The sequence below is a fragment of the Neisseria sp. SLRRB23 genome, from assembly GCF_050896295.1.
Taxonomy (GTDB): Bacteria; Pseudomonadota; Gammaproteobacteria; order Burkholderiales; family Neisseriaceae; genus Neisseria.
Window position 1 is genome coordinate 13,586 of record NZ_JBPBFH010000010.1, and the last position, 26,422, is coordinate 40,007.

Annotated in this window: 27 protein-coding genes and 3 pseudogenes; 14 read left to right on the plus strand and 16 right to left on the minus strand. The window is 51.3% G+C overall.

Annotated elements, in window-relative coordinates; translation table 11 throughout:
• Nucleotides 1-263: 263 nt before the first annotated feature.
• The 10 genes from ACRPFF_RS03780 (at nucleotide 264) to ACRPFF_RS03825 (ending at nucleotide 6,553) form a co-directional block, all read left to right on the plus strand.
• Entirely contained in the window at nucleotides 264-563 is a 300-nt protein-coding gene (locus ACRPFF_RS03780; RefSeq protein ID WP_118792285.1) for an HLGFF motif protein, read from the plus strand.
• Entirely contained in the window at nucleotides 563-748 is a 186-nt protein-coding gene (ccoS, locus tag ACRPFF_RS03785) for a cbb3-type cytochrome oxidase assembly protein CcoS (protein WP_003688317.1), read from the plus strand. The genes ACRPFF_RS03780 and ccoS overlap by 1 nt, the downstream gene beginning before the upstream one ends.
• On the plus strand, nucleotides 738-2,048 hold the full coding sequence (locus ACRPFF_RS03790) for an MFS transporter (protein WP_411712306.1): 1,311 nt from the start codon (nucleotides 738-740) through the stop codon (nucleotides 2,046-2,048). Before ccoS ends, ACRPFF_RS03790 begins: the two co-directional genes overlap by 11 nt.
• A gap of 157 nt (nucleotides 2,049-2,205) precedes the next feature.
• On the plus strand, nucleotides 2,206-2,940 hold the full coding sequence (dnaQ, locus tag ACRPFF_RS03795) for a DNA polymerase III subunit epsilon (RefSeq protein ID WP_411712305.1): 735 nt from the start codon (nucleotides 2,206-2,208) through the stop codon (nucleotides 2,938-2,940).
• Nucleotides 2,937-3,626, plus strand: a complete 690-nt coding sequence (ispD, locus tag ACRPFF_RS03800) for a 2-C-methyl-D-erythritol 4-phosphate cytidylyltransferase (protein WP_411712304.1) — start codon at nucleotides 2,937-2,939, stop codon at nucleotides 3,624-3,626. The genes dnaQ and ispD overlap by 4 nt, the downstream gene beginning before the upstream one ends.
• 31 nt (nucleotides 3,627-3,657) lie before the next feature.
• A complete protein-coding gene (ispF, locus tag ACRPFF_RS03805) occupies nucleotides 3,658-4,140 on the plus strand; it encodes a 2-C-methyl-D-erythritol 2,4-cyclodiphosphate synthase (protein ID WP_101105727.1) in 483 nt (160 codons plus the stop codon).
• Between the two features lie 76 nt (nucleotides 4,141-4,216).
• A complete protein-coding gene (rpiA, locus tag ACRPFF_RS03810) occupies nucleotides 4,217-4,888 on the plus strand; it encodes a ribose-5-phosphate isomerase RpiA (RefSeq protein WP_118792281.1) in 672 nt (223 codons plus the stop codon).
• A 68-nt stretch (nucleotides 4,889-4,956) separates the two neighbouring features.
• On the plus strand, nucleotides 4,957-5,628 hold the full coding sequence (locus tag ACRPFF_RS03815; protein ID WP_432673827.1) for a thermonuclease family protein: 672 nt from the start codon (nucleotides 4,957-4,959) through the stop codon (nucleotides 5,626-5,628).
• A gap of 15 nt (nucleotides 5,629-5,643) precedes the next feature.
• Nucleotides 5,644-5,823, plus strand: coding sequence for a hypothetical protein (locus ACRPFF_RS03820; RefSeq protein ID WP_013448733.1), 180 nt, complete (start codon nucleotides 5,644-5,646; stop codon nucleotides 5,821-5,823).
• On the plus strand, nucleotides 5,807-6,553 hold the full coding sequence (locus ACRPFF_RS03825) for an amino acid ABC transporter permease (protein WP_308073191.1): 747 nt from the start codon (nucleotides 5,807-5,809) through the stop codon (nucleotides 6,551-6,553). Before ACRPFF_RS03820 ends, ACRPFF_RS03825 begins: the two co-directional genes overlap by 17 nt.
• 959 nt (nucleotides 6,554-7,512) lie before the next feature.
• Here ACRPFF_RS03825 and ACRPFF_RS03830 read toward each other — a convergent pair.
• The 8 genes and pseudogenes from ACRPFF_RS03830 to ACRPFF_RS03865 form a co-directional block, all read right to left on the minus strand.
• Nucleotides 7,513-8,931, minus strand: coding sequence for a sulfatase-like hydrolase/transferase (locus tag ACRPFF_RS03830; RefSeq protein WP_411712302.1), 1,419 nt, complete (start codon nucleotides 8,929-8,931; stop codon nucleotides 7,513-7,515).
• Between the two features lie 572 nt (nucleotides 8,932-9,503).
• A complete protein-coding gene (gene argS / locus ACRPFF_RS03835) occupies nucleotides 9,504-11,222 on the minus strand; it encodes an arginine--tRNA ligase (RefSeq protein ID WP_432673828.1) in 1,719 nt (572 codons plus the stop codon).
• Between the two features lie 91 nt (nucleotides 11,223-11,313).
• The gene (pncB, locus tag ACRPFF_RS03840) at nucleotides 11,314-12,522 is read right to left on the minus strand and encodes a nicotinate phosphoribosyltransferase (protein ID WP_432673829.1); all 1,209 of its coding nucleotides are present in this window, start codon (nucleotides 12,520-12,522) and stop codon (nucleotides 11,314-11,316) included.
• A gap of 107 nt (nucleotides 12,523-12,629) precedes the next feature.
• Nucleotides 12,630-13,955: a branched-chain amino acid transport system II carrier protein gene (brnQ, locus tag ACRPFF_RS03845; protein ID WP_311397829.1), complete on the minus strand. Its 1,326-nt coding sequence runs from the start codon at nucleotides 13,953-13,955 to the stop codon at nucleotides 12,630-12,632.
• Between the two features lie 17 nt (nucleotides 13,956-13,972).
• On the minus strand, nucleotides 13,973-14,818 hold the full coding sequence (locus tag ACRPFF_RS03850; protein ID WP_432673830.1) for a segregation and condensation protein A: 846 nt from the start codon (nucleotides 14,816-14,818) through the stop codon (nucleotides 13,973-13,975).
• Nucleotides 14,819-15,016: 198 nt separating this feature from the next.
• Nucleotides 15,017-15,154, minus strand: a pseudogene (locus tag ACRPFF_RS03855) (VENN motif pre-toxin domain-containing protein); the annotation flags it as partial.
• A 17-nt stretch (nucleotides 15,155-15,171) separates the two neighbouring features.
• A complete protein-coding gene (locus ACRPFF_RS03860; protein ID WP_432673831.1) occupies nucleotides 15,172-15,699 on the minus strand; it encodes a hypothetical protein in 528 nt (175 codons plus the stop codon).
• Nucleotides 15,700-15,822: 123 nt separating this feature from the next.
• Nucleotides 15,823-16,599, minus strand: coding sequence for a tRNA threonylcarbamoyladenosine dehydratase (locus ACRPFF_RS03865; protein WP_432673832.1), 777 nt, complete (start codon nucleotides 16,597-16,599; stop codon nucleotides 15,823-15,825).
• 216 nt (nucleotides 16,600-16,815) lie between these two features.
• On the opposite strand from ACRPFF_RS03865, the gene ACRPFF_RS03870 reads away from it, so the two are divergent.
• From ACRPFF_RS03870 to ACRPFF_RS03880, 3 genes are all read left to right on the plus strand, one after another.
• Nucleotides 16,816-17,280, plus strand: a complete 465-nt coding sequence (locus ACRPFF_RS03870) for a universal stress protein (protein ID WP_025457029.1) — start codon at nucleotides 16,816-16,818, stop codon at nucleotides 17,278-17,280.
• An 81-nt stretch (nucleotides 17,281-17,361) separates the two neighbouring features.
• The gene (rph, locus tag ACRPFF_RS03875; protein ID WP_432673833.1) at nucleotides 17,362-18,090 is read left to right on the plus strand and encodes a ribonuclease PH; all 729 of its coding nucleotides are present in this window, start codon (nucleotides 17,362-17,364) and stop codon (nucleotides 18,088-18,090) included.
• Nucleotides 18,091-18,291: 201 nt separating this feature from the next.
• Nucleotides 18,292-19,509 (plus strand): aspartate kinase, encoded by a 1,218-nt coding sequence (locus tag ACRPFF_RS03880; protein ID WP_432673834.1) that lies wholly within the window; start codon nucleotides 18,292-18,294, stop codon nucleotides 19,507-19,509.
• 270 nt (nucleotides 19,510-19,779) lie between these two features.
• On the opposite strand, the gene ACRPFF_RS03885 is transcribed toward ACRPFF_RS03880, so the two are convergent.
• The 4 genes from ACRPFF_RS03885 to ACRPFF_RS03900 all read right to left on the minus strand — a co-directional run bounded on the left by ACRPFF_RS03885 (nucleotide 19,780) and on the right by ACRPFF_RS03900 (nucleotide 23,902).
• The gene (locus tag ACRPFF_RS03885) at nucleotides 19,780-20,340 is read right to left on the minus strand and encodes an rRNA large subunit pseudouridine synthase E (RefSeq protein ID WP_432673835.1); all 561 of its coding nucleotides are present in this window, start codon (nucleotides 20,338-20,340) and stop codon (nucleotides 19,780-19,782) included.
• 115 nt (nucleotides 20,341-20,455) lie between these two features.
• Nucleotides 20,456-20,650 carry a YbdD/YjiX family protein gene (locus tag ACRPFF_RS03890; protein WP_002212918.1) on the minus strand — a complete coding sequence of 65 codons (195 nt, stop codon included), beginning with the start codon at nucleotides 20,648-20,650 and terminating at the stop codon, nucleotides 20,456-20,458.
• On the minus strand, nucleotides 20,640-22,721 hold the full coding sequence (locus ACRPFF_RS03895) for a carbon starvation CstA family protein (protein ID WP_107863128.1): 2,082 nt from the start codon (nucleotides 22,719-22,721) through the stop codon (nucleotides 20,640-20,642). The genes ACRPFF_RS03890 and ACRPFF_RS03895 overlap by 11 nt, the downstream gene beginning before the upstream one ends.
• A 569-nt stretch (nucleotides 22,722-23,290) precedes the next feature.
• On the minus strand, nucleotides 23,291-23,902 hold the full coding sequence (locus ACRPFF_RS03900; protein ID WP_234403204.1) for a glycosyltransferase: 612 nt from the start codon (nucleotides 23,900-23,902) through the stop codon (nucleotides 23,291-23,293).
• A 186-nt stretch (nucleotides 23,903-24,088) separates the two neighbouring features.
• Between ACRPFF_RS03900 and ACRPFF_RS03905 the strand changes: the two genes are divergently transcribed.
• Nucleotides 24,089-24,523, plus strand: a complete 435-nt coding sequence (locus ACRPFF_RS03905) for an MliC family protein (protein ID WP_432673849.1) — start codon at nucleotides 24,089-24,091, stop codon at nucleotides 24,521-24,523.
• 60 nt (nucleotides 24,524-24,583) lie between these two features.
• Here ACRPFF_RS03905 and ACRPFF_RS03910 read toward each other — a convergent pair.
• From ACRPFF_RS03910 to ACRPFF_RS03925, 4 genes and pseudogenes are all read right to left on the minus strand, one after another.
• Nucleotides 24,584-24,772, minus strand: a pseudogene (locus tag ACRPFF_RS03910) (hemagglutinin repeat-containing protein); the annotation flags it as partial.
• Nucleotides 24,773-24,806: 34 nt separating this feature from the next.
• Entirely contained in the window at nucleotides 24,807-25,439 is a 633-nt protein-coding gene (locus ACRPFF_RS03915; RefSeq protein WP_432673836.1) for a hypothetical protein, read from the minus strand.
• A 156-nt stretch (nucleotides 25,440-25,595) separates the two neighbouring features.
• Nucleotides 25,596-26,090 carry a contact-dependent growth inhibition system immunity protein gene (locus tag ACRPFF_RS03920; RefSeq protein WP_411712292.1) on the minus strand — a complete coding sequence of 165 codons (495 nt, stop codon included), beginning with the start codon at nucleotides 26,088-26,090 and terminating at the stop codon, nucleotides 25,596-25,598.
• Between the two features lie 138 nt (nucleotides 26,091-26,228).
• Nucleotides 26,229-26,336, minus strand: a pseudogene (locus ACRPFF_RS03925) (IS5/IS1182 family transposase); the annotation flags it as partial.
• Nucleotides 26,337-26,422 lie beyond the last annotated feature (86 nt).

Here is a 26,422-nt window from a genome sequence, read left to right on the forward strand (position 1 = left end):
ACGGGAAAGTAGTGGGGCCGACTGAAACGGTTGATGAATAAAAACGCGTTATTTTATCAAAAAACCGTTGCGGCTGCTTGGCTTAATCGGGCGTTTGCGTGAAAATGGCGGAAGTTGGGTATTTTGATGGGGAAGGGAAAATATGCGGGATGCCGGTATTTTTCAAGGTTGCAGAGAGGATTCTTTGCGTTTTTCCCGTTCAAGCTGGTACATTCGCCCTGTTTTTAGTTGATGCCGTCTGAAAAAAGGCGGGTGGGGAATTTATGCATTATTTCAGTATTCATGACCAATCGGGACAGCATATAGGCTTCTTTGTCTTGCTTGCCGACGATGAATCGGAGGCGCGGCCGCAGAGCGGACGTTTTGCCGTTAAATTGGAAGATGGGGCGGGCAACCATGTCCTTTCGCCGTTTGCCCAGACGGAAGTTCCCCAGTATTGGCGCGTGGTCAAAGACCGTATCGAGCTGTTTTTTGACGAAGCGGCTGTAGGGACTTTACGCAATGAGTATTTGAACGTGTCGGGGCAGACTTTTATTCTGACCGACCTGACCGGAGCGGTGTGATGGAAAGTATGTTTATTCTGGTGCCTATCAGCATTATTTTGGCATTTGTTATCGGCTGGTTTTTTTGGTGGTCGGGTAAAAACGGACAGTTTGACGACTTGGAAGGGCCTGCGCACCGCATTCTGATGGATGATGATTCAACAAGTAAACTGATTGAAAAAGAGAAGGAAAACGATGGACGCTAAAAAAGGCGGTTTGGGATTGGTCAAAAGCCGCCGTTTTGCCCCGCTTTTCGGCACGCAGTTTCTCGGCGCGTTCAACGACAATGTGTTCAAAACCGCGCTGTTTGTGATGATCAGCTTTTACGGTTTGGGAAAAAACGGCTTCCTGCCTGCAGGACAGATGTTGAATTTGGGTGCATTGCTGTTTATTCTTCCGTATTTCCTGTTTTCTGCACTGTCGGGACAGTTGAGCAATAAATTCGACAAGGCTGTTTTGGCACGTTGGGTCAAGGTGCTGGAAATCATCATTATGGCAGTGGCGGCATACGGGTTTTATATCCAGTCTGCCCCGCTACTCTTGCTCTGTTTGTTTTGCATGGGCGCGCAATCGACGCTGTTCGGCCCGCTGAAATATGCCATCCTGCCCGATTATCTCGACGACAACGAGCTGATGATGGGCAACAGCCTGATTGAATCCGGTACGTTTGTCGCCATCCTGTTCGGTCAGATTTTGGGAACAGCGGTTGCCGGCGCGCCGCCTTGTATTGTCGGGATACTGGTTTTGCTGGTCGCCGTCGGAGGGACGATCAGCAGCCTGCTTATGCCGTCCGTACCCGCCAAAGCAGCAGATACGGAAATCGAGTGGAATATTGTCCGGGGTACAAAATCCCTGCTTCGTGAAACGGTGCGGTACAAACCCGTCTTTACCGCCATTATCGGTATTTCGTGGTTTTGGTTTGTCGGCGCGGTCTATACTACGCAACTGCCGACCTTTACCCAAATCCATTTGGGCGGCAACGACAATGTTTTTAACCTGATGCTTGCCCTGTTTTCCATCGGTATTGCAGCCGGTTCGGTACTGTGTGCCAAGTTCAGCAGGGAACGGCTGATGTTGGCTTGGGTAACGGTTGGTGCGTTCGGTTTGACGGTTTGTGGCCTGGTTTTGGTATGGCTGACGCACGGTCATCGTTTTGAAGGGCTGAACGGCATTTTCTGGTTCCTGTCGCAAGGATGGGCATACCCCGTCATGTTGGTGATGATGCTGATCGGCTTTTTCGGCGGCTTCTTCTCCGTCCCACTCTATACTTGGCTNCAAACCGCCAGCAGTGAAACTTTCCGTGCCCACGCTGTTGCCGCCAACAATATCATTAACGGTATCTTTATGGTTTCCGCCGCCGTTTTGAGTGCGCTATTGCTGTTTTTGTTTGACAGCATTTCACTGCTGTATCTGATTGTCGCCTTGGGCAATATTCCGTTGGTGGTATTTTTGATTAAGCGCGAAAGGCGGTTTTTAGGCGCGGCGGCAATCGGGGAAAAACGGTAAATGCCGTCTGAAAACATTGTCCCCAAAATACACAATCCGCCTGTCCAATGTTGTGAACACGCTGTGAATAAGTGGGTTTGTGCATTGAAATGAAAATAGAAAAATACGCTGCCTAAAAAATAGTCAGCAGATGGAAAATTTGAAGAAAGAAGCAGATATGATTCAACGCCAAATCATCCTCGATACCGAAACCACCGGCCTGTATGCCGACGGCGGCGACCGCTTGGTCGAGTTTGCCGGTCTGGAAATGGTCAACCGCCAAATGACCGACAAAAACCTACACCTCTATGTCCACCCCGAGCGCGATATGCCCGAAGAGGCGGCACGCGTCCACGGCTTGACGATACAGGTTTTGGAAGGGAAAAACGCGCCGCCGTTTGCAGAGGTCGGCAGGCAGATTGCCGATTTTCTGCGTGGTGCGGAACTGATTATCCATAATGCCAAATTCGACGTGGGCTTCCTCAATATGGAGTTCCGCCGCATGGGGCTGCCGACTGTTGAGGAACTCGGCTGTACCGTTACCGATACCCTGGCGATGGCGCGCGAAATGTTCCCCGGGCAGAAAGCCAGCCTGGATGCCCTGTGCAACCGTTTTTCCGTCGACCGCAGCAAGCGCGTCCTGCACGGCGCATTGATTGACTGCGAACTTTTGGGCGAGGTCTATCTTGCTATGACACGCCAGCAGTTCGACTTGATGGGGGAGACCGCAGAGGAAAAAATGGAAACCAAACCCGTGGCGCATACCGAAACCAAACGCAGCGGCAAACTGAAAGTCATCAGGGCGGACGAAAACGAGTTGGCGGAACACGGGCAATATTTGGACGGCTTGGGCGAAGCCTGTATTTGGCGTAAGGAAGCCGTGCCGTCTGAAAACGGCGGGGAAAACGCATGAAACGCAAAAATATTGCCCTGATTCCCGCTGCGGGCATCGGGGCGCGTTTCGGTGCGGACAAACCCAAGCAGTATGTCGAAATCGGCGGAAAAACGGTTCTGGAGTATACGGTTTGCATTTTTCAAAATCATCCGTCCATCGATATGACGGTTGTCGTCGTATCGCCGGAAGATGTCCTTGCCGATGGTTTTCAGACGGCATTTGCCGGTGTGGAAGTCTGGAAAATCGGAGGGCGGAGCCGCACCGAAACCGTCCGCAACGGTGTGGCAAAACTGTTGGAAACCGGTTTGGTGGTGGAAACCGACAATATTCTGGTACATGATGCCGCCCGCTGCTGCCTGCCGTCTGAAGCTCTGACGCGGTTGATAGAACAGGCGGGCAACGCTGCCGAAGGCGGAATTTTGGCAATTCCCGTTGCCGATACGCTCAAGCGTGCGGACGGTGGGAATATTAGTGCAACCGTCGAGCGGACGGGCCTTTGGCAGGCACAAACGCCGCAGCTTTTCCGCGCCGGGCTGCTGTGCCGCGCATTGGCTGCGGAAAACTTGGAAGGCATTACCGATGAAGCGTCCGCCGTGGAAAAATTGGGTGTGCGTCCGCTACTGATACAGGGCGACGCGCGCAATTTGAAACTGACGCAGCCGCAGGACGCATACATCGTCAGGCTGCTGCTCAATGCCGTCTGAACTTCAATTCAAAACATCAGGAACACAAATGATGACGAACATCCGTATCGGACAGGGCTACGATGTCCACCAACTGACCGAAGGCAGAAAGCTGATACTCGGCGGAGTTGAAATCCCATTTGAAAAAGGGCTGCTCGGACATTCCGATGCCGACGCGCTGTTGCACGCCGTTACCGACGCGCTGCTCGGCGCGGCAGGTTTGGGCGACATCGGCAGCCATTTCCCCGACACCGCCGCAGAGTTCAAAGATGCGGACAGTCGCGCCCTTTTGCGTGCGGCGTATCAAAGCGTTCAGGCGCAGGGTTGGCAGGCGGCCAATGTCGATACGACCGTGATTGCACAGAAACCCAAACTCGCACCGCACATTCCGCAAATGCGTGCCAACATCGCCGCCGATTTGGGTATCGATATTTCGTGCGTCAATATCAAAGGCAAAACCAACGAAAAACTCGGCTATCTCGGGCGGATGGAAGGCATAGAGGCGCAGGCGGCGGTATTGCTGGTACGGATTTGAACGCGGCGGGCAGGACGTGCAAAAAAATGTTAAGATGGCGGCTGTTTGTTGATACGGTTTCCCAAAGGACAAAAATATGACGACACAAGACGAACTCAAGCGCATCGCCGCCGAAAAAGCAGTCGAATTCGTACCCGAAAATGAATATATCGGCATCGGTACCGGCTCGACCATCAACTTTTTCATCGAAGCCTTGGGGAAGAGCGGCAAAAAAATCAAAGGCGCGGTATCTACTTCCAAAAAATCCAGCGAACTGCTTGCCCAGTACGACATTCCCGTCGTTTCTTTGAACGAAGTGTCCGGTTTGGCGGTCTATATCGACGGTGCGGACGAAGTCAACCACGCCCTGCAAATGATTAAGGGCGGCGGCGGCGCGCACCTCAACGAAAAAATCGTCGCCAGCGCGTCCGAAAAATTCATCTGCATTGCGGATGAAAGCAAATATGTTTCACGTTTGGGCAAATTCCCTCTGCCTGTGGAAGTCGTCGAAAGCGCGCGTTCGCTCGTGTCGCGCCGCCTGCTCGCTATGGGCGGACAGCCCGAACTGCGTATCGGCTACACCACGTTTTACGGCAACCAAATCGTCGATGTCCACGGCTTGAATATCGACAAACCGCTGACGATGGAAGACGAAATCAACAAAATCACCGGCGTGCTCGAAAACGGAATATTCGCCCGCGATGCCGCCGATGTGTTGATTTTAGGTACGGAAGAGGGCGCGAAAGTCATCTATCCCTGCCAAGGGTAATCCTGACGTTAAGATGCCGTCTGAAATCCGGTTCCGATATGTTCAGACGGCATCGGCATTTGAAAAATATGCAGATTAAAAAAATCATGAAATGGCTTCCCGTCGCCCTGTCGCTTTTGGGTGCGTTGGGTTATACGGGATACGGCAGNGAGGCGGTGCGGACGGCGGTTGCCGTACTCGACGTACTCGGCACGGCAGGGGACGTGGGTTCCGACGCACCCGTTCGCCGACGGGCATCGGCGAAATCCGGCCACCGCTACACAGGCACGGTGTCCAAAGTCTATGACGGCGATACCCTGCACGTCATCGACGGCGACGGCGCGAAACACAAAATCCGTATGGCGTATATCGATGCGCCGGAGATGAAGCAGGCTTACGGCACGCGTTCGCGCGACAACCTGCGCGCGGCGGCGGAAGGCAGGAAAGTCAGCGTGCGCGTGTTCGATACCGACCGCTATCAGCGCGAAGTGGCGCAGGTTTCTGTCGGCAAAACCGATTTGAACCTGATGCAGGTGCAGGATGGGGCGGCGTGGCATTATAAAAGTTATGCTAAAGAACAGCAGGATAAGGCGGATTTTGCCGACTATGCCGACGCTCAAATTCAGGCGGAAAGGGAACGCAAAGGATTGTGGAAAGCTAAAAATCCGCAAGCGCCGTGGGCGTACCGCCGGGCAGGCAGGAACGGCGGGGGCAATAAGGATTGGACGGATGCCGTGGGCGAATGGTTGGGCATTTGGTAAAGACACCGCACGGCTTTGAACGGCAAATGCCGTCTGAAAACCGCGCGTCCGGCATTTTTGCGGAAACGCGCAACCGCCGTCTGCCGCGATAAAAAAGTTCAGGCGGCGGTTTTTACGGTAAAATGGCGGATTATTTTGAAACGGCGGCAGTTTCGCCGGTTTTTGATACGGACACTATATGGATTTTCGTTTTGACATTATTTACGAATACCGCTGGATGTTCCTTTATGGCGCACTGACGACACTGGGGCTGACGGTCGTGGCGACCTCGGGCGGTTCGGTATTGGGGTTGCTTTTGGCATTGGCGCGCCTGATTCACTTGGAAAAAGCCGGTGCGCCGATGCGTGCTCTGGCATGGGTGCTGCGTAAGTTTTCCCTGTTGTACGTTACCTTGTTCCGCGGTACGCCGCTGTTTGTGCAGATTGTGATTTGGGCGTATGTGTGGTTTCTGTTTTTCGTCAATTCTTCAGACGGCATTTTGGTCAGCGGCGAGGCGGCAGTCGAGCTGCGTCGGGGATATGGGCCGCTGATTGCCGGTTCTTTGGCACTGATCGCCAACTCGGGGGCGTATATCTGTGAGATTTTCCGCGCGGGCATCCAGTCTATAGACAAAGGGCAGATGGAGGCGGCGCGTTCTTTGGGTATGACTTATCCGCAGGCGATGCGCTATGTGATCCTGCCGCAGGCATTGCGCCGTATGCTGCCGCCTTTGGCAAGCGAGTTCATCACGCTCTTGAAAGACAGCTCGCTGCTGTCGGTCATTGCCGTGCCGGAGTTGTCCTATGTTCAGAAAACGATTACGGGCCGGTACTCGGTTTATGAAGAACCGCTTTATACCGTCGCCCTGATTTATCTTCTGATGACGACTTTCTTAGGCTGGATATTCCTGCGTTTGGAAAAACGTTACAATCCGCAACACCGCTGATTGGAGTCATATCAACAAAAAGTCGCCTCGGTATTCATTTGAGGCGGCTTTTTTGTGGCAAATTTACATTCAAAGAGAAAAAGCTATGCCGTCTGAAAGTTTTTCAGACGGCATTTGTCAGCCTCACGCAAGAGGGAATCCCATCTGTTTGGTTTCAATTTTTTGGGGTGATGTATGAGCCGTCATTCCTGTGCAGGAGGGAATCCTGTCCGTTCGGTTTCCGTTGTTTTTGAGTTTCGGTTTTTCCGATAAATTTCTGCAGTTTCCGGATCTGGATTCCCGCTTTCGCGGGAACGACGGCGGCGGCGTTTCAGTTATTTCCGATAAATTCCCGTGGCTTTGGATTCCCACTTTCGCGGGAATGACGAATCCATCCATACGGAAACCTGCACCACGTCATTCCTACGAACCTACATCCCGTCATTCCCACGAAAGTGGGAATCCAGAACGTAAAATCTGAAGAAACCGTTTTATCCGATAAGTTTCCGCACCGACAGACCTAGATTCCCGCCTGCGCGGGAATGACGGCGGCGGCGTTTCAGTTTTTCCGATAAATTCCCGTGGCTTTGGGTTTCTGGATTCCTGTTTTCGCGGGAATGACGGCGGAGAAGTTTCGGTTTTTCCGATAAATTCCCGTGGCTTTGGATTCCCGCTTTCGCGGGAACGACGGCGGAGAAGTTTCAGTTATTTCCGATAAATTTCTGCAGTTTCCGGATCTGGATTCCCGCTTTCGCGGGAATGACGGCGGAGAAGTTTCGGTTTTTCCGATAAATTCCCGTGGCTTTGGATTCCCCCTGCGCGGGAATGACGGTGGATGGTTTCTGTTTTTTTGATAACTTCCTGTGATTTTGGATTTTTGGATTCTTACAAAGCGACGATGAAAAAAGTGGGCTTGAGGGGGTCGGTCTGTCTGCAAAATGCCGTCTGAAGGCTGTTGATGCTTTCAGACGGCATTGTTGTTATTTGATTTTGAAGTGCAGCCAGGCGACGTGCCCCTGTTTGAGGTAGCGGAAGGTTTCATTGAGGTTGCCGACGGGCGGCGGATGGTCGCCGACGATAATGACTTCCACGCCTTTCATTTCGGGGCGTCGGATCAAATCCGCCAGTTGGTCGAAGAATTGGGTGTGCAGGCTGAAATTGCGGCAGAGGTCGGTTTCGGCGGGCAGGCCGTATTCGGTGCATTTGAGCCTGTGGTTGAAAATGTCGGATTCGGGATAGTCGGCGTGGCTGGTCAGCGTCATCCAGTAAAACAGTCCCTTGTCGTGTTTTTTGAAAAATGCCGACACTTCGCCGAACAGCTCGCTGTCGCACACGCCGCTGAAAATGGCGCAGGTTTTTTTACCGATCAGGTTTTCGGCGGTTTTGATTTCTTGAAAGCCCGCCCTCGGATACCAGCTGAAGCGGTCGTAAAGCGAACTACCCGCGCCGTGCATCGCAAAGGTGGCGTAACCTTCTTGTTTCAAACGGTTGGGGAGGCAGCGGGCAAATTTTTCGTCGGGCGCGCGGCGCAGTGCAAACCCGCGCAAACCGCCGTAGGCGCACAATTCGCGCATTTCGCCTTCGACCGTCGCGCCGATGAAGGGAAAACTGCCGCTTTCCCAAACTGAAAAACGGTCTTTTTGCGCCAGCAGTTTGGCAAAAGTGGCGTTTTGAAGTTCGGGATTGGCCGGCAGCCCCCAAGATTCGGCGACGATAAAGAGGATTTTTTGAGATTTCGGCTCGTTCAGATGCGTGGCGGCACGCTGCTGATTGCCCAAGGGGAGGAAGACGGGATCGACCAGGCCGGCGGTAATAAAGTCGGCATTCTGGCTGACGGTGTAGAGCATCGCCTGACTTTTGGCGTAATAGAAGTTGTTTGCGCCGAAGATATTGGCCATCCGCCCCCGGTCGTAGTAACTCAAATGGCCGGTGAAATAGCCGGCTGCCGCCACGACGGCGGCACAGGCGGCAAGGTGTCGGAAGTCGGTTTTGGCGGCGGCTTTCTGCAACACAAACGGCATCGCCAGCATATACAGCAGCAACAGCCCGGTCATTATCTGATAAGGGGCGGGGGCGGTCAGGATGAAGGGAACTAGGTTGATGGCGCCGATGAGGTCCATAAAAGGGAAGAGCTGGATCACCATCATCAGCCCGTCAAACAAAACCGCCAGCCAAAACGCCAATACGCCGGTAATTTTGACGAAACGCCAAGGCAGGGCGATCAGCAGCGCGGCGGGAAGGTAGTCCAAATTGACAATCGGGCGGGCGGTGGCGGTCAGCAGTGCCAAAACCCAAAACATCGCATTGGGGGCCAGCAGTATCAGCAGGGACAGCAGCAGCCGTTTCGGCAGAAATGGCGGCAGCGTCCATTGTTTGGAGAGCAGGGTGTGAATATTCATCGTATTTCCTTTTCGGTTGAAACTTCGCCACTCGGACATCTGTCCTTCGGGGCGGCAGGATCAGACTTTATTTGGGAGGCGCAACCCCTTCCAAATCAGGGCAACACATAGGGCGGTGCTTTATATGTTGTCCTGTGTGTTGAAACATCTGCATTTCTTTCTGAAACAGGGGTATTTAAAACAGAGAACCGGATGACAGACCGATGCCGTCCGGGCGCGAAAATGCGGCACGGTGCGGCAGGGGTCGCGCGCGCGTGTCGGGGAAAGGAAAACAGGGAAAAGAGGCGGGCTGAAACCCTGCCTGAAGAAAAGGCGGGTTTGAGGGGCGGGAAAAGGGGAATGCGCCGCGCGGAAAGTGCGTGCGTCGGCAGGAAGGGGGTTATAATTTTTTGCTTGCTTGCTTGCTTGCTTGCTTGCTTGCTTGCTTGCTTGCTTGCTTGCTTGGCGTTTGTCTGTTTCGCATTTTGGGAGGGGCGGCGGATACGGTGTATCGCGCCGCTTTTTTCAGATTCGGATGAGGATGGTCCGCCGGTTGATTGCGGGGCTGTTGTCCGCAATCGGGCGGTGCGGTTTTACATTACGTCCAACACATCCATGCCCAGCAAATCCAAGCCTTGTTTCAGCGTGTCGCCGGTGAGTTTTGCCAGTTGCAGGCGGCTGTTGCGGGTTGCGCCTTCTGATTTCAGAATCGGGCAGGCTTCGTAGAAGCGGCTGAACAAGGTAGCGATTTGATAGAGGTAGGCGGCGAGGTAGTGCGGATACGCCGTGTCCGCCACGCTTTGCAGCACGTCTTCGAATTTCAGCAGCTCGGCGGCCAGTTGTTTTTCCAAAGGTTCGGTCAAAACGGTTGGCGCAGTTGCGTCCCATTCGCCTGCTTTGCGGAACACGCTTTGCACGCGGGTGTAGGCGTATTGCAGATAGGGGGCGGTGTTGCCTTCAAACGAGAGCATGGCGTCCCAGTCGAACACATAATCGCTGGTGCGGTTTTTGCTCAAGTCGGCGTATTTGACTGCGCCGATGCCGACGGTCTTGCCGATTTTAGCGGCTTCGTCCGCACCCAATTCGGGATTTTTTTCTTTCACCAAAGCAGTGGCGCGCTCGACGGCTTCGGTCAGCAGATCAACCAGTTTCACGGTGTCGCCACTGCGCGTTTTGAACGGTTTTCCGTCTTTGCCCATCATCGTGCCGAAGCCGACAAATGCCGCACTGACGTTTTCCGGCAGATAGCCTGCTTTGCGGGAAGTGGTAAAGAGTTGCTCAAAGTGCAGGGCTTGGCGGTGGTCGACGACGTACAGCAGGCGGTCGGCTTTCAGACGGCCTATGCGGTAGCGCAGACACGCCAAATCGGTGGAGGCGTAGAGGAAGCCGCCGCCTTGTTTTTGCACGATAAACGCGGCGGGGTCGCCTTCTTTGTTTTTAAACTCGTCCAAGAACACGACTTTCGCGCCGTCGTCTTCGACCGCTAGACCTTTTTGAACCAAATCATCGACCACGGCTTGCAAATCGTCGTTGTATTTCGATTCGCCTGCCACGTCTTCGGGGCGCAGTTTCAAGCCCAGCGTGTCGTAAACGGCTTGGGCGTGCGAGAGCGAAATATCGACAAACTGTTTCCATAATGCCAATACGGTTTCATCACCGCCTTGCAGCTTCACAACGTATTCGCGTGCGGTATCGGCAAAGGCGGGATCTTCGTCAAAGCGTACTTTGGCGGCGCGGTAAAACTGTTCCAAATCCGCCAACTCAAACGCGGCATTGTCTTTTTGCTGCTCGACCAAATAAGCGACCAACATGCCGAACTGCGTACCCCAGTCGCCGACGTGGTTTTGGCGGACGACAGTGTTGCCCATAAATGCCAACACGCGCGAAATGCTGTCGCCGATGATGCTGGAACGCAGATGACCGACGTGCATTTCCTTTGCCAGATTGGGCGAAGAATAGTCGATAACGACGGTTTTCGGTTGGGCGGTTTTCGCCACGCCGAAACGCGCGTCGTTCAAAGCCGCATGAATGTTTTGCGCGAGAAATTCGGGGCGCAGACGCAGGTTGATGAAACCCGGACCGGCTACTTCCGCGCTTTCAATCACGACGTTGCCCGCCAATGCTTCGGCGACCTTTTGCGCCAATTCGCGCGGATTTTGTTTGGCTTTTTTCGCCGCACCCATCACGCCGTTGATTTGGAAATCGCCGTGTTCGGCGTTTTTGGTCGGCTGCAAAACAATAGGGCTGTTGGCGATGCCTGCAGCGGCAAAGGCGGCGGCGGCTTCGTGTTCGACGGTTTGGTGTAGGTTCATGAAGTTCGGTCTTTCGGTTAAATTCAAATCAGGCGGTATTTTAAAAGAATTTGTACGGCAGCAATAGAAATTGTGGGATTGTTGCCGGGGACTAGGATGTTTGTACGGCGGGAACGCCGAATACCTGCCTCAGGTAGGCAAGGAAGGTATTGTTGTTGGTCATGGTTTTTCCGGGAGAATCGGAGAGCTTGGCGACGGACTGACCGTTGCATTCGACCAGTTTCAACACGATATTCAAAGGCGTATGCCCCATATCGTTGGTCAGGTTGGTGCCTATTCCGAAACTGGTTTTGAAGCGGTCTTTGAAATATTGGTGCAAAGCCCAAGATCGGTCGATATCCAGCCCGTCGGAGAAGGTCAGCATTTTGGTCCGGCTGTCGATTTTGAGTTTTTTATAGTGCGTGTAGGCTTTGTCCCCCCATTCGTAGGGGTCTCCACTATCATGCCGCAAACCGTCGAAGAGCTTGGCGAAATAAAGGTCGAAATCGCGCAGGAAGGCATCCATGCCGACCACGTCGGTCAATGCGATACCGAGGTCGCCGCGGTATTCGTGTACCCAGCTTTCGAGCGCGGCCTTTTGGAAATTCCGCAGGCGCACGTCGAGTGCTTGGAAGGCTTGGAGGAATTCGTGCGCCATGGTACCGATGGGGGTAATGCCGAGTTTTTTGGCGAGAAAGACATTGCTGGTGCCGCGCACGATACTTGGGGCGGCTTCGAGCAGGGTGCGGATGACGTGTTCCTGCCACGCGAGCTTGTAGCGGCGGCGCGTGCCGAAGTCGGAAATCAGGAAGGGCGGATCGTCCGGATTCTGTGTGGCGGCTATTTCTTTCAGACGCGCGGCTTTGGCTTGAAGCCGGCGTTCGCCTTCTTCTATGACCGCAGGGGTTTCCAGGCGGCGGAAGTAAAGTTCATTGACTATGGCAAGGATGAAGATTTCAAAGAACATCGCTTGAATCATGGGGCCTTCGATACGGATGTTCAGACGGCCTTCGGCATCGGTGCCGACTTCGACAAAGCGGCGTTGGAGCTGGAAGAGTTCGAGATAGTCGACGAAATCGCTTTTAATGAAACGCAGGCTGCGGAGGTAGCCGAGTTCGTCATGGGTAAAGCGCAGTTGGCAGAGTGAGTCAAGTTCCTTTTCCAAGTCTTCCTTGATATCGGCAAGCGGATAGGGAGTTGAGGCATTGCGGCATCGGAATTCGTAAAGGCTGTGTGTCTGCGGAAACTGGTGCAGAACCACTTGCAGCATAGTGAATTTGTAGAGGTCGGTGTCAAGAAGTGAATGTATGATGCCTGTCATGCGGCGGTTCTCCCAGTTTCTGGTGGCGGCTTAGGACGTATTAGAACACATCACATTTGCCCTGTGTACCGAAAATGCCGTCTGAAGGTCTTTCAGACGGCATGGTTTCAGGATTTTTTCCTTACGGCCGCATTGAGCAGGCAGCCTAAGGCAAAGCAGGTTAAAGAGGGAATAATCCAACCCAGTCCTATGCTGTATAGGGGAAGGGCTTTGTCGATGGCTTTTGCTGCCGTTTCGCTGAAACCGAAGGCGGTTTTGTATGCATCGAGCAGGCCGACCGCCAGTGCGGGCATCATGGTGCAGAAATAGACGATGCGGCTGCTGCCGAACAGCCTATCGGTCAGGGCCAGCAGGATGAGTACGATGGTCAGCGGATAAAGCAGCATGAGCATGGGGATGGAAATCTGTAGGATGGCTGACAGACCCTTGTTTGCCAAGACAATGGAAACCAGCGTATTGATGATGACGAAGGTTTTGTAGGAAATGCCCGGACAGAGGCGGTTGAAATATTCGGCGCATGAGGTAACCAGGCCGACAGCGGTGGTCAGGCAGGCAAGCAGTACGATAACGCCCAGCAGCAGGTTGCCGCCCAGTCCGAAATAGTATTGTGCCGATTTCGACAATACCAGCGCACCGTTTTCCTGCAAACCGATTCCCGCCACACTGGTCGCCCCCATATAGCCTATCAGCAGGTAAACCGCAGCAAGGCAGCCTGCAGCCATCAGGCCTGATATGGCGGTGGTTTTCAGCAGGTCCGAACGGTTGTCGACCCCCATGGCGCGGACGGCGTCGATAACGATAATGGCAAATACGAGCGAGGCGAGGGCGTCCATCGTGCCGTAGCCTTCCAAAATGCCTTTAATCATCGGGCGGACGGCAAAATCGCCTTGTGCGGCAAGCGGTGCGCCGATGGGGTTGAGTGCGGCATAACCGACCAATACGGCGATGGTCAGCAGGAGTGCAGGCGTCAGGATTTTTCCGATGCGGTCAACCAATTTGCCCGGAGACATCGAAAGCCAGTAAGTCAGCCCGAAAAAAAACAGGCTGAATACTGCCTGAGCCATATTCGGGGAAAGATTGCCGATCAGCGGTAAAACGGCGATTTCAAAGGAAACCGTCGCCGTCCGAGGCATGGCGAACAGCGGGCCGATGGCAAGGTAGAGGGAGGCGGCAAACGCTACGCCGTACCAGGGCGCGACACGCGAGGCGAGTGCTTCGACATCACGGGAACCCGAGTAGCCGATGGCGATTACGCCCAATAGTGGCAAGCCTGCGCCGGTCAATAAGAAGCCGGGCATGGAAATCAGCCAGTTTTCTCCTGCCTGTTGGCCGAGATACGCTGGATAGATGAGGTTGCCTGCGCCGAAAAACAGGGCAAACAGCATCAGTCCTACCGCCCATAATGAGGCTTGGTTTTGTTTGCTTGTCATCATGATCCTTTTTAAATAGGTCAATCCGGTGTTTCTGTCCCGGTCGTGCCGTCTGAATGCGCCCCTTCATGATTGAGGCTGATTCGGATTTCTCCGAAACCGTCTTCCTGTACGATTCCGACCAATCCTTCTTTGGCAAGCTCCAACAGTGCGATGAAGTTGACGACCACGTAAGCCGCACCCTGTTCGGGATTGAACAGGTCGTGAAACCTGCATATTCCGTGTCCGTTCAAACGGCGCAGGATTGCCGTCATTTGCGCTCGCACGGAGATGGTTTCTTTGATCACTTCGTGGCTGCGCGTATGTTTTGCCCGAGAAAGAATGCCCAACCATGCCTGCGTCAAATCGGCGATGTAAACCTCGGGCAGCTTGGCTTCGACGGCAATTTCCAGAGGCAGGTACGCCCATGCGAAATCCCGTCCGGCTCGGGGCAGCGCGTCCAAACCCTGTGCCGCCAGCTTCATCTGTTCATAAGCCAACAGGCGGCGCACCAGCTCGGCACGCGGGTCGGCTTCTTCGTCTTCGACGGCTTCGGTACGCGGCAGCAGCAGGCGCGATTTGATTTCAATCAGCATGGCCGCCATAAGCAGGTATTCCGCCGCCAAATCAAACTGATAGGCTTCCATTTGGGCAATATAGTGCAGATACTGTTCGGTAATCTTCACCATCGGAATATCTAGTACGTCGATATTCTGTTTGCGGATCAGATACAGCAGCAGATCCAAAGGGCCTTGAAAACTGCCCAATACGACTTTCAGCGCGTCGGGCGGAATAAACAAATCCCGGGGCAAATCGGTAACGGGTTGGCCGAATACCCATGCGACGGTGTGCTCGGATGGTGCGGATGGGGCAGGGATGGGCGGCATGGCGTGAATCGGTAAGTGGATTTTAACATAAGTTTACAAAAGAAAACAATCTGCCGGCATTCACGCATAATGTGGTCGGGCAGATGTTCAGACGGCATTATAACGGCTTTTAAATGCAAATGTTTTGAAAAGGAGCAGGTTGTGAATACGGTTTTAGGCGTGCTGATGCTGGTTTTTCTGAACCGACAGCTTGATTGCCGCCTTCAGGTAGTCGGCTACCAAACCGGGATGCCGGTTCAGATAGCCTATGGATTCTTTTTTCAAATCCTTGAAACGTTCATCGTAGCGTTTGTCTTTCGCGAATTCGATGATGCGCCCTATATTTTGACGGCACTCTTGCTAAAACCTCTTAATTAATATAAATGTCTGAATTTTAAGTTTCTTGAGACAATATAATCAGTACTGGCTCTATCTATATAACCAGTAGCTTCTTTTACTTCAATATTATCTACATTACCGTATATTACAGGTAGCGACCCATAAATGATAAATTTATTCCCCAAAATTTTTTTACTAATTGATATATCATCTTCCATAAGTAATTCAGCGTAATTTTTAGCTCTTACTTGAAATCTAAACAATATTTTTCCTGCGTAAATTCTCGCATATGTGGGAGAGTTTATACCATAATCTTTGTATAGATGAACAATAGAAATACATTGTTTATCTATGCAATAATAAGCTACTTTTTGTTGGTCAAGATAACGGCAATATATGTAATACATACTGCAAAGTATTACCACTAATAATGTAAAACTTGTTATTAGGATACATATTTTGCGACAACGTATCTTATGGTATATACCATATACTACAAAAAATATCGGAATAAGCATTAGTAATAAAAATGAAAAAATAACTAAATTATTAACGAATTCCATTAAATAGCTCTCCGATACTTGGTATATTATTTTATGTTATTTTTTATCCGTATCCTTTGTTGTCCTAAATCATAACCATAGTTTGTTCAAATGCCGTCTGAATCCTGTTTCAGACGGCATTGCTTATTTTTTGCCCGCGATGTGTTCCACCGCCGCCTGCGCGCAATACAGACCGAACGAAGCGGTAACGAGCATACTTGCGCCGTAGCCGGCGCACGACAAGCCCTGCGGTGCGGCATCGGCAGAACACGCCACGCCCGATTGCGGCGGCGTGATGTTTTCGGTTGAGAACACGCACGGCACGCGCATTTTGGCTTTCGTATCGCGGCTGAAGCCGTAGCGTTTCCGCAAGGTGTAGCGCAGGTTGGCAAGCAGCGGGTCGTGGGTTACGCGGCTCAAATCGGCGGTTTGGATCAACGCCGGATTTTTTTGTCCGCCTGCGCCGCCGCTGAGGACAAACGGTTGTTTGCGTTCCACAAAATAAGCCGCCATTGCCGCTTTGACGCGCACTTGGTCGATTGCGTCGATGACGAAATCGAAGCTTGTGCCGAATATTTCGTCCAAATTGTCTTCGGTAACGAAATCTTCAATTTCAAACACTTCGCATTGCGGATTGATTTGTGTAATACGTTCGCGCAAGGCGGTAACTTTTGCTTTGCCGAAGTCGCCGGTCAGGGCGTGCAGTTGTCGGTTGACATTCGATTCGGCAACGTTGTCCAAATCAATCAAAGTCAAACGCCCGATGCCCGTCCGCGCCAAAGCCTCGACCGCCCACGAGCCGACACCGCCCACGCCGACTACGCAGACGTGTGCCTGTGAAAAGTGCGCCAAGGCAGAGTCTCCGTAGAGTCTGGCGATGCCGCCGAAGCGTCGCGAAGAGGTCAAAGCGTTGTCGGACATGGTCGAATCCTGCAAGATTGCGTCAAATCAAAAAGTGAACGAAAGCCGGCAAAAAATGCCTGACTGCACGGAAGCGGCATATTATACTGGAAAGCAGTCAGGCTGTTCGGCTGTTGTATAAAGCCCGACGGCGGGTCTATAATGAAACGGCGCAGACTGCCTTTGCGCAAACCTGAAGAGACGGCACCGTGAGACGGTGCAAAAGGAGAATACGATATGTACAAACATCTGGTCGTTGCCGTTGACGGCAGTGAAACTTCCATCAATGCCCTGAAACATGCCGCCGAACTTGCAGGAGTCAACAGCGCGCGCCTGACTTTGGTGCACGTTGCCAATCCTGCCGAATATATGGCGCTTGCCCCTGAATTTTTGCAACACGAGAGTTACGAGGCAGCCGCCATTGCACAAGGCAACGAGGTTTTGGATGCCGCCGAGCGCACCGCCCGGGAACTGGGTGTGGAAAATACCGTCAAACACCTGCTGGTTGCCAATAAGGGTGCGCGCGAAATGGCGCAGGATTTGGTCGATTATGCCGATGAAAACGGTGCCGACCTGCTGGTGTTGGGCACGCACGGACGTACCGGGCTGATGCACCTTTTGATGGGCAGTTTCGCCGAAACGGTAATGCGCCAAAGCCACCTGCCGCTTTTGATTATCCGCAGCAAAGCCGAAGAGGCGTAGAAATTTTCAGTTTGAAGGCCTTAAATGTGATTTTTCATATTTAAGGCTTTTTAATTTATCTGTTTTTAACGGGAGGGCAGTATGCCTGATTACATCCGCACCTCACGCGCCGCCGACAGCCTGCGCGATATCAAAATCACCCCTTATTTCCTGCCGCATACGGACGGTTCGTGTCTTATTGAATGCGGTAATACCAAAGTTATCTGTACCGCTTCCGTGGATGAAAATGTCCCACCGTTTTTGCGCGGTAAAAACCAAGGCTGGGTAACGGCGGAATACGGGATGCTGCCTGCATCCACCGCTTCCCGGATGCGCCGCGAAGCCTCGGCGGGCAAACAGTCCGGGCGCACGCAGGAAATCCAACGTTTGATCGGGCGTTCGCTGCGCGCGGTCGTGGATATGGAAAAACTCGGCGAACGACAAATTTTGATTGATTGCGATGTGATTCAGGCGGACGGAGGCACGCGCACGGCTTCGATTACCGGTGCGTTCGTCGCGTTGCAAATCGCCGTCGGAAAATTGCTTTCAGACGGCATATTGACCGAAAACCCCATCCGCGAAGCCGTTGCCGCCGTATCCGCAGGCGTAGTGAACGGCGTGCCGCTTTTAGATTTGGATTATCCTGAAGACTCCGGCTGCGACAGTGATGTGAATATCGTGATGACCGCATCGGGAAAAATCATCGAAATACAGGGAACGGCGGAAGGCGCGCCATTCAGTTTGGAAGAATTGGGCAAACTGATCGGATTGGCCGAACAAGGCATAAGAGAGCTGGTGCGATATCAGCAAAATGCATTGTCCGTTGCTTAATTATTGTCCGTATGCCGTCTGAAAACCGTTCAGACGGCATTTTGTCAAAAATCTGAAAGAACAGGTTTTTTGCTGACCGCTGTCAAACGGCAGGCGGGAAAGCGCAGTCCGTTCTTGAACTTCATGTAAAAAATAGTAATAATAGCCGCTTTTCCAGCAAACCATGCTGCCCGACCAACCCTACACAAGAAAGCACGAAACATGGCGTTAATCGTACATAAATACGGCGGCACATCCGTAGGCTCGCCCGAACGCATTAAAAACGTAGCCAAACGTGTCGCTAAAGCCCGCGCCGAAGGACACGATATCGTTGTTGTCGTATCCGCGATGAGCGGCGAAACCAACCGCCTGGTTGCGCTGGCGCACGAAATGCAGGAGCATCCCGATCCGCGCGAATTGGACGTTGTCCTCTCCACCGGCGAACAAGTAACCATCGGCCTTTTGGCGATGGCATTGAAAAATATCGGCGTGGAAGCCAAAAGCTACACCGGCTGGCAGGTCGCCCTCAAAACCGATACCGCCCACACCAAAGCCCGCATCGAAAGCATTGATGACGAAAAAATGCGCGCCGACCTTACCGCCGGCAAAGTCGTCATCGTTGCCGGCTTCCAAGGCATCAGCAGTGAAGGCAATATTTCCACGCTCGGACGCGGCGGTTCCGACACTTCCGCCGTTGCACTCGCCGCAGCCCTCAAAGCGGACGAATGCCAAATCTATACCGATGTAGACGGCGTTTACACCACCGACCCCCGCGTCGTACCCGAAGCGCGCCGTATGGATACGGTAACGTTTGAAGAAATGATTGAGCTGGCAAGCCTCGGCTCGAAAGTTTTGCAAATCCGTTCAGTAGAATTCGCCGGAAAATACAAAGTGCGCCTGCGCGTACTGAGCAGCCTGCAAGATGGCGGCAACGGCACTTTAATTACCTTTGAAGAGGACGACAACATGGAAAAAGCCGCCGTAACCGGTATCGCATTCGATAAAAATCAAGCCCGTATCAACGTGCGCGGCGTACCCGACAAACCCGGTGTTGCCTATCAGATTTTGGGCGCGGTCGCCGATGCCAACATCGAAGTCGATATGATTATCCAAAATGTCGGCAGCGAAGGCACAACCGATTTTTCCTTTACCGTACCGCGCGGCGATTACAAACAGACTTTGGAAATCCTGTCGAAACGCCAAGACAGTATCGGCGCGGCCTCTATCGACGGCGACGACACCGTGTGCAAAGTCTCCGCAGTCGGTTTGGGTATGCGTTCGCACGTCGGCGTAGCCGCCAAAATCTTCCGCACGCTCGCCGAAGAGGGCATCAACATCCAAATGATTTCAACCTCCGAAATCAAAGTTTCCGTATTGATTGATGAAAAATACATGGAACTGGCAACCAGGGTATTGCATAAAGCCTTTGATTTGGGCTGATGTTTTACGGTTTGAAACGGACAACGGCACTGCCTTTATCGGGCAGTGCCGTTTTGTCTGCCGCCCGAACGTTCGGACGACATATTTTTAATCCTCCCGACGGAGAAAACCATTTCTGCTTTTAAAATTTGTAGCTCATCGTGATTAAAGATGTTTCAATCGGTAAAAAATTTGAGGCCATCTTAGATAATTAGAATAAGCCCTTGCTTTACTAATTGTTTTAAGCGTTAAGCGGCAGGGGCAAAAGGATAATGGCAGGACAGTGCGGCTTTATGGTCTGAACGGGGCGTATGCCCATTCCCCGGGTTTTAAATCCAAATCAAACAGTTTCAGTCTGCCGCTTGCCACTCTGATCAGACGCAGGCAGGGATAGCCCGCCTTGGCGGTCATTCGCCTGACTTGGCGGTTTTTGCCCTCAGAAATGGTAATTTCAATCCAAAAATCGGGAACGGTTTTGCGGACGCGTATCGGCGGGATGCGCTCCCATAACGAATCTGCTTCGCCGTGTTTCAAGATGCGGACGGTTGCCGGACGGGTAACGAAATCGCCCAAGTCTATCCCTTTTCTTAGGCTTTCTAATCGGTTTTCGTCGGGCAATCCCTCCAGTTGCGCCCAGTAGGTTTTGGGGTGTTTGAATTTGGGGTCGGTAATTTGTGCTTGAAGTCTGCCGTCGTCGGTCAGCAGAAGCAGCCCCTCGCTGTCGGTGTCGAGCCGTCCGGCAGGATAGAATCTGGGCAGGTTGATGAAGTCTTTGAGGCTTTTGTGTTTTTCGTGCGGTGAAAATTGGCAGATAACGCCGTAGGGTTGATTGAAGATGATAAGGTTTTTCATGGTTGGTCTATAGGGGCTTGATGCTGGATATTGTAGCTGTTTGCCTTTTGGTGTGGAACTTCAAGATAAAATACCGTCTGAAATCGGTTTCAGACGGCATTTGTTTCAAGCAGGCTTAACAGCAGCGTCCGCCGTTTGCACCGCAGCGGCGTTTGCGACAATAGTCTTGAAATTGCAGCTTGGTCATCACGGGGGCGTTGGGATTATGTTTGCGTTGTTGTGCAACGTAGTTTTCATAATCGGGCACGCCTGCCATCAAGTTTGCCGTCAGCTTGATGGTTTTCCACCAAGACGCGAGCTTATGCTTCACTTTGTACCTCCGGCTGTTTGCCGTCGCGGTACACCGCTGGGATTTCTTTGGCGGTCGGCCAGCCGACTTTGCGTGCTTTGAGGGCGGTACGCAAACCGTACGCGGCGACAATCACGACAACCGACAAGAAGAGGATGGTCAGACCGGCATTAATCTTGTCGTTGAAGATGATTTGCGCCATTTCGCCGATGTCTTTAGCGGGTGCAAGGACTTCGTTTTTAGCCAATGCGTCGCTGTATTTGCCGGCATGAGCGAGGAAGCTGACACGCGGGTCGCTGTGGAACAGTTTTTGCAGACCGGCGTAGCAGGTTACAAACAGTACGCCGACGGCGGGAACGAGTGCCACCCAGACATAACGGTCGCGCTTCATCTTAATCAGCACCACGGCGCACATAATCAAGGCTACGCCTGCCAGCATTTGGTTGGCGATGCCGAACAAAGGCCAGAGCGAGTTGATGCCGCCCAGCGGATCGGTTACGCCGGTGTAGAGGAAGTAGCCCCACAATGCCACGGCGAAGAAGGTCGCAATCAGGTTGGCGGGGATGGAGTCGGTGTTGCCGAAAGGTTTGTAGAAGATGCTGCCCAAGTCTTGAATCATAAAACGTGCGACGCGCGTACCGGCATCGACAGCGGTCAGGATGAACAAGGCTTCAAACAACAGGGCGAAGTGATACCAGAACGCCATCATCGCCTCGCCCGGAATCAGGCGGCTCATAATGTGCGCCATACCGACTGCGAGGGTAGGTGCACCGCCCGCACGGGAAAGGATGGTGTTTTCGCCCACTTCCTTAGCGGTGTGCAACAGGGTTGCCGCATCGACAGGGAATTGCAGCTTGGTGGTAATCACTTCGGCGGCGGTATTGGCATCCGTACCGATCAGGGCGGCTGGGCTGTTCATGGCGAAGTACACGCCGGGATCGAGCGAAGCGGCGGCGGCAAGCGCCATAATGGCTACGAAACTTTCCATCAACATACCGCCGTAACCGATCATGCGGACGTGGGTTTCGTTTTCCAGCATTTTCGGCGTAGTGCCGGAGGAAATCAGCGCGTGGAAGCCCGAAACCGCACCGCAGGCGATGGTAATGAACAAGAATGGGAACAATGCGCCTGAGAATACCGGACCCGAACCGTCGATAAAGTGGGTTACGGCAGGCATTTGCAAAGCGGGATTGACGATGACGATGCCCAAAGCCAAGGCCGCAATCGTACCGATTTTCAGGAAGGTGGAGAGATAGTCGCGCGGAGTGAGCAGCAACCATACGGGCAATACGGAGGCGACAAAGCCGTAAATCATAATCGCCCAGGTGAGCTGGATGCCGTCAAGGTCGAACCAATGCCCGATGGAACTTTTCGCCACATCTTCGCCGTAAATTACCGCCAGCATCAGCAAAATAAAGCCGACGATGGAAATCTCGCCGATTTTGCCCGGACGGATATAGCGCGTGTAGATACCCATAAACAGGGCAATCGGCATAGTTGCTGCAATGGTAAACGTACCCCAAGGGCTGTGAACAAGTGCTTTTACGACAATCAACGCCAACACCGCCATAATGATGACCATAATCATCAAAATACCGATGGACGCAATCACGCCGGGGACAGTGCCGAGTTCCTGTTTCACAATATCGCCCAAAGACTTACCGTCGCGGCGCATAGAGACGAACAAGACCATCATATCCTGTACCGCACCGGCAAATACCACGCCGAAGATAATCCACAAAGTACCGGGCAGGTAACCCATTTGCGCTGCTAAAACCGGACCGACCAAAGGGCCCGCGCCCGCAATCGCGGCAAAGTGGTGTCCGAACAATACGCCTTTGTGCGTCGGAACATAGTCCAAGCCGTCGTTGTGGCGTTCTGCCGGAGTCAGGCGGTTAGGATCGAGCCGCATTACGCGGTTGGCGATGTAGAGGCTGTAAAAACGGTAGGCGATGCAGTAAACGGATATGGCGGCGGTAACCATCCATACCGCGCTGACCTGTTCGCCTCGGCTGAGGGCCAGAGTGGTAAAGGATGCTAAGCCGACCAGTACCACTATGCCCCAAATGAGGAAGGTTTTGAGTGATTTCATCGAATAAATCCTTATCTCACACTGTCGGAATATGCCTGAACGGCGGGAAACGACCGAACCGCCCACCGGCACGGGCACAAACCGGAGTCTGAATGATTGACGAAGTATGAAACAGTGCGCTTGTCGGGATTTGTGCCTTATGCCCGCATCAAACAGTGCAGGAATGTACGCGCACAAAACGTTAAACGCCGAATAGGATTTTAACGCAAATTAGCACACTGATAGCGGTTTTTACTTGGAATTTGGAAAAAATTTACATTCCTCCAGGCGGGCAGGCAGGTTCAGACGGCATCGTCAGGCAAAAGGCGGTGTCGGAATACGGGAAAGGGGCGCGCAATCCGGATTATTGATTCATCGTGTTTCCTTTTCGGTTGAACCTCCGCCACTCGGACATCTGTCCTTCGGGGCGGTAGAATCAGACTTTATTTTGGGGGCGCAACCTCTTCCAAATCAGGACGGCACATAGGGCGGTGCTTTAATGTGTCGTCCTGTGTGTTGAAACATATTTTCTTTTTATTCATGCTGTATAAATAGTAATTAAATGTTTAGATGTTAACCACGCTATTAATTTAACGATAGTTTTCCAAATTTGGACGTAAAGTATTATCAAGGAGAATTTTATCAGTATATTTCAAGCATAAAGGGTGAAATATATCTCCTAATATATTTGTCCAAGGGATAGGGTATCCAGGGTTATTGCCTAGAACGTTACCAGGATTATTCTCCAGTTGCTCAGCGTAATTATCCATTCTATTTAATAGTTCGTTATACCATTCTTGAGTGAAAGGGGTTTGTTTGCGAAAAATATAGGCACCATTCCCTGCTATTATACTAAAATAACATCGCATATCTTCGCCAATCTTGCCTTCAACAGGTGCTAAGTCTTCTGCTTTAATCTCAGGATAGCCAATAAAATATGCATTACTACAATCTAAAGTGTCAAAAACAGGACTCCAATTGTATTGAGCAGCTTTAATATCACTATAACCTCCACCGTAATGATGCATAAAATAGCAACGTAGATAATCAGCTTTATGTACTAAGGATAAGTATTTAAATGCGTGGTGCAGTGGATACTCAGGTAAAATATATTCTGATAAATTATTTGGAGTAATCAATACCACTTCTACTCCTGCAACTAGTTTCAGAAGCTCAAAATGCGATTGACGGGATTCTGACATAGGATTGTTACCAGTCCAAAAAGTGTAAATTTTTCTAGGAACGGGATTCTCGTCAATTATGAATGTTGTTTGCTTAATAACCTACTTAGAAAACTATCTGGATAGTTTTCTGACTTATATATATATATCAGGATTACTTGAAATGAAGTGATAATTTGCTTGAAGCTGACGTTGTATTTTCCAAGTATGAAATATTTTTTTAATTCGTTTCATTGGTTACTATTCCAAGTGGGGAGCTTTTATAATATCAGGTTTTTCGCGCTGACCGTACCGGTTTTGTCTTTGGCGGCCTGTGCCGTGCCGGAAGCGTATGATGGCGGCGGACGCGGGCATATGCCGCCTGTTCAAAACCAAGCCGGCCCGGCAGATTTTCGGGCATTTTCCTGCGAGAACGGTTTGTCTGTGCGCGTCCGTCGTTTGGACGACGGCAAAATCGCGTTGCGGCTGGACGGCAGGCGTGCCGTCCTCTCTTCCGACGTTGCCGCATCCGGCGAACGCTATACCGCCGAACACGGTTTGTTTGGAAACGGAACCGAGTGGCACCAGAAAGGCGGCGAAGCCTTTTTCGGCTTTACCGATGCCTACGGCAATTCGGTCGAAACTTCCTGCCGCGCCCGTTAAACGGGGCAGCCTGTTTGAACCGCTGTCCGGATTTCTCGGGCGGTTTTTTGTGTCGGATTTGTTTTGCAGTTCGGCCTCCAGCAGGGTTCGGGCTTCCTGATACCGTTTGTAACTTCGGGTTTTGCCGAGTTTGTCTGCAACGGCCGCTGTGGCTTGGGTGGCGTTTTTACCAAATTCCTGCGTTACTTCCCTTTGTAGGTCGACCTCTTTGGCAACCGCGTCTTTGTCGAAGCTGTTTTTCAGACGGCCTTTTGAATTCATACAAGCTATGGTTTGCTTATCTTTATAATTGTCTAAATTTCCAATAATCCCGTCCTTCAATTTTCCAATAACAAAATTCGTCCGGTATTAAATACCCAAAATCCATCGCCTTTGAAAACCAGCCATCATAGACATAATCTTCATGACATCTGTCCCAATCCATATGTAAGTACACTTCAGTGTCAAAATTGACATAGAATAAAGGCAGCCTCGAAGAAATCTGATTGATTTTTAAGAAATCACTTTGCCGGCCAGAATCTGAGATAGGATCATTGTATGACAGCTTGTTCTCGACAACGGAATATAATCTTACCGCTTCATCAGAAGTAAACCACTGAACCATCAGTTCCTTCAATTCATCCTTTTTTAATTCAATGACTGAATCTGATTGAAGATAGCTTTCAAAATTGTCCTTAGTTAACTGCCAGATGCCGTTTCGGTAATAATAACTATTCATTTCATCCTGATATTGTTCTAACGTAATATTACCGTTTTTAAAATCCAAATCTAAGTCTAATTTCATGTTTAATATGAAATTTTCCTTATAATCAATCAAATAATATATCTTTTTCTTGTGGACAAAAATAGATATGCATTGAATGTACTCAAAAATGTTATCCAATAATTCAGATTTAAATTTCTCAATCTTTTCCATATTTGCCAAATTCCTTAATAACTTTATCNTCAGCAAGCCGTAGCCCGCATTAAACCTATGTAGGTAAGGTGTGTGCGGTACGCACGCAGGCTTTGAGTCTAATAAAAAGGTCGTCTGAAAAAAGTTTCCGGCTTTCAGACGGCCTTTTGTCAAATATTATCGGCAGCGGCTCAATGCCAACTTTAAACCTGCTCCGATTTCTTCAGGGCTGTTATCCAATGATAAAATTACATCGTCTGCATCAATGGCATCCCACGCTTCCAGCTTGACATGGCGGCTTGGGCTGATTTTCAGGCAGCCGTTGTGCAGCCAAATATCCCCGCTCATCATGTTTTTAAATAGGGCGCGTCTGGTTTTATAGCCCAAGTTCCCGCATAGGTTGGCAACCCAATCCTCATAGCGTTGCCGAATTTTTTCGGTATCAAAAAAATCTTGGTCTTCTGGACTGTCATAAACGAAAGTCCTGCTGTTCGCCAACGCTTGCAAGACCGTCGTGCCTAAAGTTTCATTGTCGGTATCCAATGGCAGGATATGGGGGGGATATAGGTGGTCTATTGCCGTTAACCCCAAACCTGAACATGTTTGAACAATCAGAGCTTCTTTATTAGCATCAAAAACTGCCCAATAATTTTGATTCTGTTTAAAAATCATTATTTGATCTCCGTAATTTTGACTGTAATGTTTCGATTTTTGCCATACTCTACCACGCGTTGCAACTGCAATCTTTGCTCCTTATATATTGCACCCCATCAAAGGGTTGCATTACTTTTCTTTCTAAAGATTACTATTGTATAGCGGATTAAATTTAAACCAGTACGGCGTTGCCTCGCCTTGCCGTACTATTTGTACTGTCTGCGGCTTCGTCGCCTTGTCCTGATTTAAATTTAATCCACTATATAAAAAGTATTTTTCTTAAACGACAGGGATTGCGCCCGTGCCATATTCAGACACCGCCCGGATGTTGCGCTGCCCGATCGGATGCT

What these genes read in the sequence shown, in the direction of transcription:
- ACRPFF_RS03780 (WP_118792285.1), top strand. Translation starts at nt 264, where the DNA reads ATGCATTATTTCAGTATTCATGACCAATCGGGACAGCATATAGGCTTC.
- ccoS (WP_003688317.1), top strand. Translation starts at nt 563, where the DNA reads ATGGAAAGTATGTTTATTCTGGTGCCTATCAGCATTATTTTGGCATTT.
- dnaQ (WP_411712305.1), top strand. Translation starts at nt 2,206, where the DNA reads ATGATTCAACGCCAAATCATCCTCGATACCGAAACCACCGGCCTGTAT.
- ispD (WP_411712304.1), top strand. Translation starts at nt 2,937, where the DNA reads ATGAAACGCAAAAATATTGCCCTGATTCCCGCTGCGGGCATCGGGGCG.
- ispF (WP_101105727.1), top strand. Translation starts at nt 3,658, where the DNA reads ATGACGAACATCCGTATCGGACAGGGCTACGATGTCCACCAACTGACC.
- rpiA (WP_118792281.1), top strand. Translation starts at nt 4,217, where the DNA reads ATGACGACACAAGACGAACTCAAGCGCATCGCCGCCGAAAAAGCAGTC.
- ACRPFF_RS03825 (WP_308073191.1), top strand. Translation starts at nt 5,807, where the DNA reads ATGGATTTTCGTTTTGACATTATTTACGAATACCGCTGGATGTTCCTT.
- ACRPFF_RS03830 (WP_411712302.1), bottom strand. Translation starts at nt 8,931, where the DNA reads ATGAATATTCACACCCTGCTCTCCAAACAATGGACGCTGCCGCCATTT.
- argS (WP_432673828.1), bottom strand. Translation starts at nt 11,222, where the DNA reads ATGAACCTACACCAAACCGTCGAACACGAAGCCGCCGCCGCCTTTGCC.
- pncB (WP_432673829.1), bottom strand. Translation starts at nt 12,522, where the DNA reads ATGACAGGCATCATACATTCACTTCTTGACACCGACCTCTACAAATTC.
- brnQ (WP_311397829.1), bottom strand. Translation starts at nt 13,955, where the DNA reads ATGATGACAAGCAAACAAAACCAAGCCTCATTATGGGCGGTAGGACTG.
- ACRPFF_RS03850 (WP_432673830.1), bottom strand. Translation starts at nt 14,818, where the DNA reads ATGCCGCCCATCCCTGCCCCATCCGCACCATCCGAGCACACCGTCGCA.
- ACRPFF_RS03860 (WP_432673831.1), bottom strand. Translation starts at nt 15,699, where the DNA reads ATGGAATTCGTTAATAATTTAGTTATTTTTTCATTTTTATTACTAATG.
- ACRPFF_RS03865 (WP_432673832.1), bottom strand. Translation starts at nt 16,599, where the DNA reads ATGTCCGACAACGCTTTGACCTCTTCGCGACGCTTCGGCGGCATCGCC.
- ACRPFF_RS03870 (WP_025457029.1), top strand. Translation starts at nt 16,816, where the DNA reads ATGTACAAACATCTGGTCGTTGCCGTTGACGGCAGTGAAACTTCCATC.
- rph (WP_432673833.1), top strand. Translation starts at nt 17,362, where the DNA reads ATGCCTGATTACATCCGCACCTCACGCGCCGCCGACAGCCTGCGCGAT.
- ACRPFF_RS03880 (WP_432673834.1), top strand. Translation starts at nt 18,292, where the DNA reads ATGGCGTTAATCGTACATAAATACGGCGGCACATCCGTAGGCTCGCCC.
- ACRPFF_RS03885 (WP_432673835.1), bottom strand. Translation starts at nt 20,340, where the DNA reads ATGAAAAACCTTATCATCTTCAATCAACCCTACGGCGTTATCTGCCAA.
- ACRPFF_RS03895 (WP_107863128.1), bottom strand. Translation starts at nt 22,721, where the DNA reads ATGAAATCACTCAAAACCTTCCTCATTTGGGGCATAGTGGTACTGGTC.
- ACRPFF_RS03900 (WP_234403204.1), bottom strand. Translation starts at nt 23,902, where the DNA reads ATGTCAGAATCCCGTCAATCGCATTTTGAGCTTCTGAAACTAGTTGCA.
- ACRPFF_RS03905 (WP_432673849.1), top strand. Translation starts at nt 24,089, where the DNA reads ATGAAATATTTTTTTAATTCGTTTCATTGGTTACTATTCCAAGTGGGG.
- ACRPFF_RS03915 (WP_432673836.1), bottom strand. Translation starts at nt 25,439, where the DNA reads ATGGAAAAGATTGAGAAATTTAAATCTGAATTATTGGATAACATTTTT.
- ACRPFF_RS03920 (WP_411712292.1), bottom strand. Translation starts at nt 26,090, where the DNA reads ATGATTTTTAAACAGAATCAAAATTATTGGGCAGTTTTTGATGCTAAT.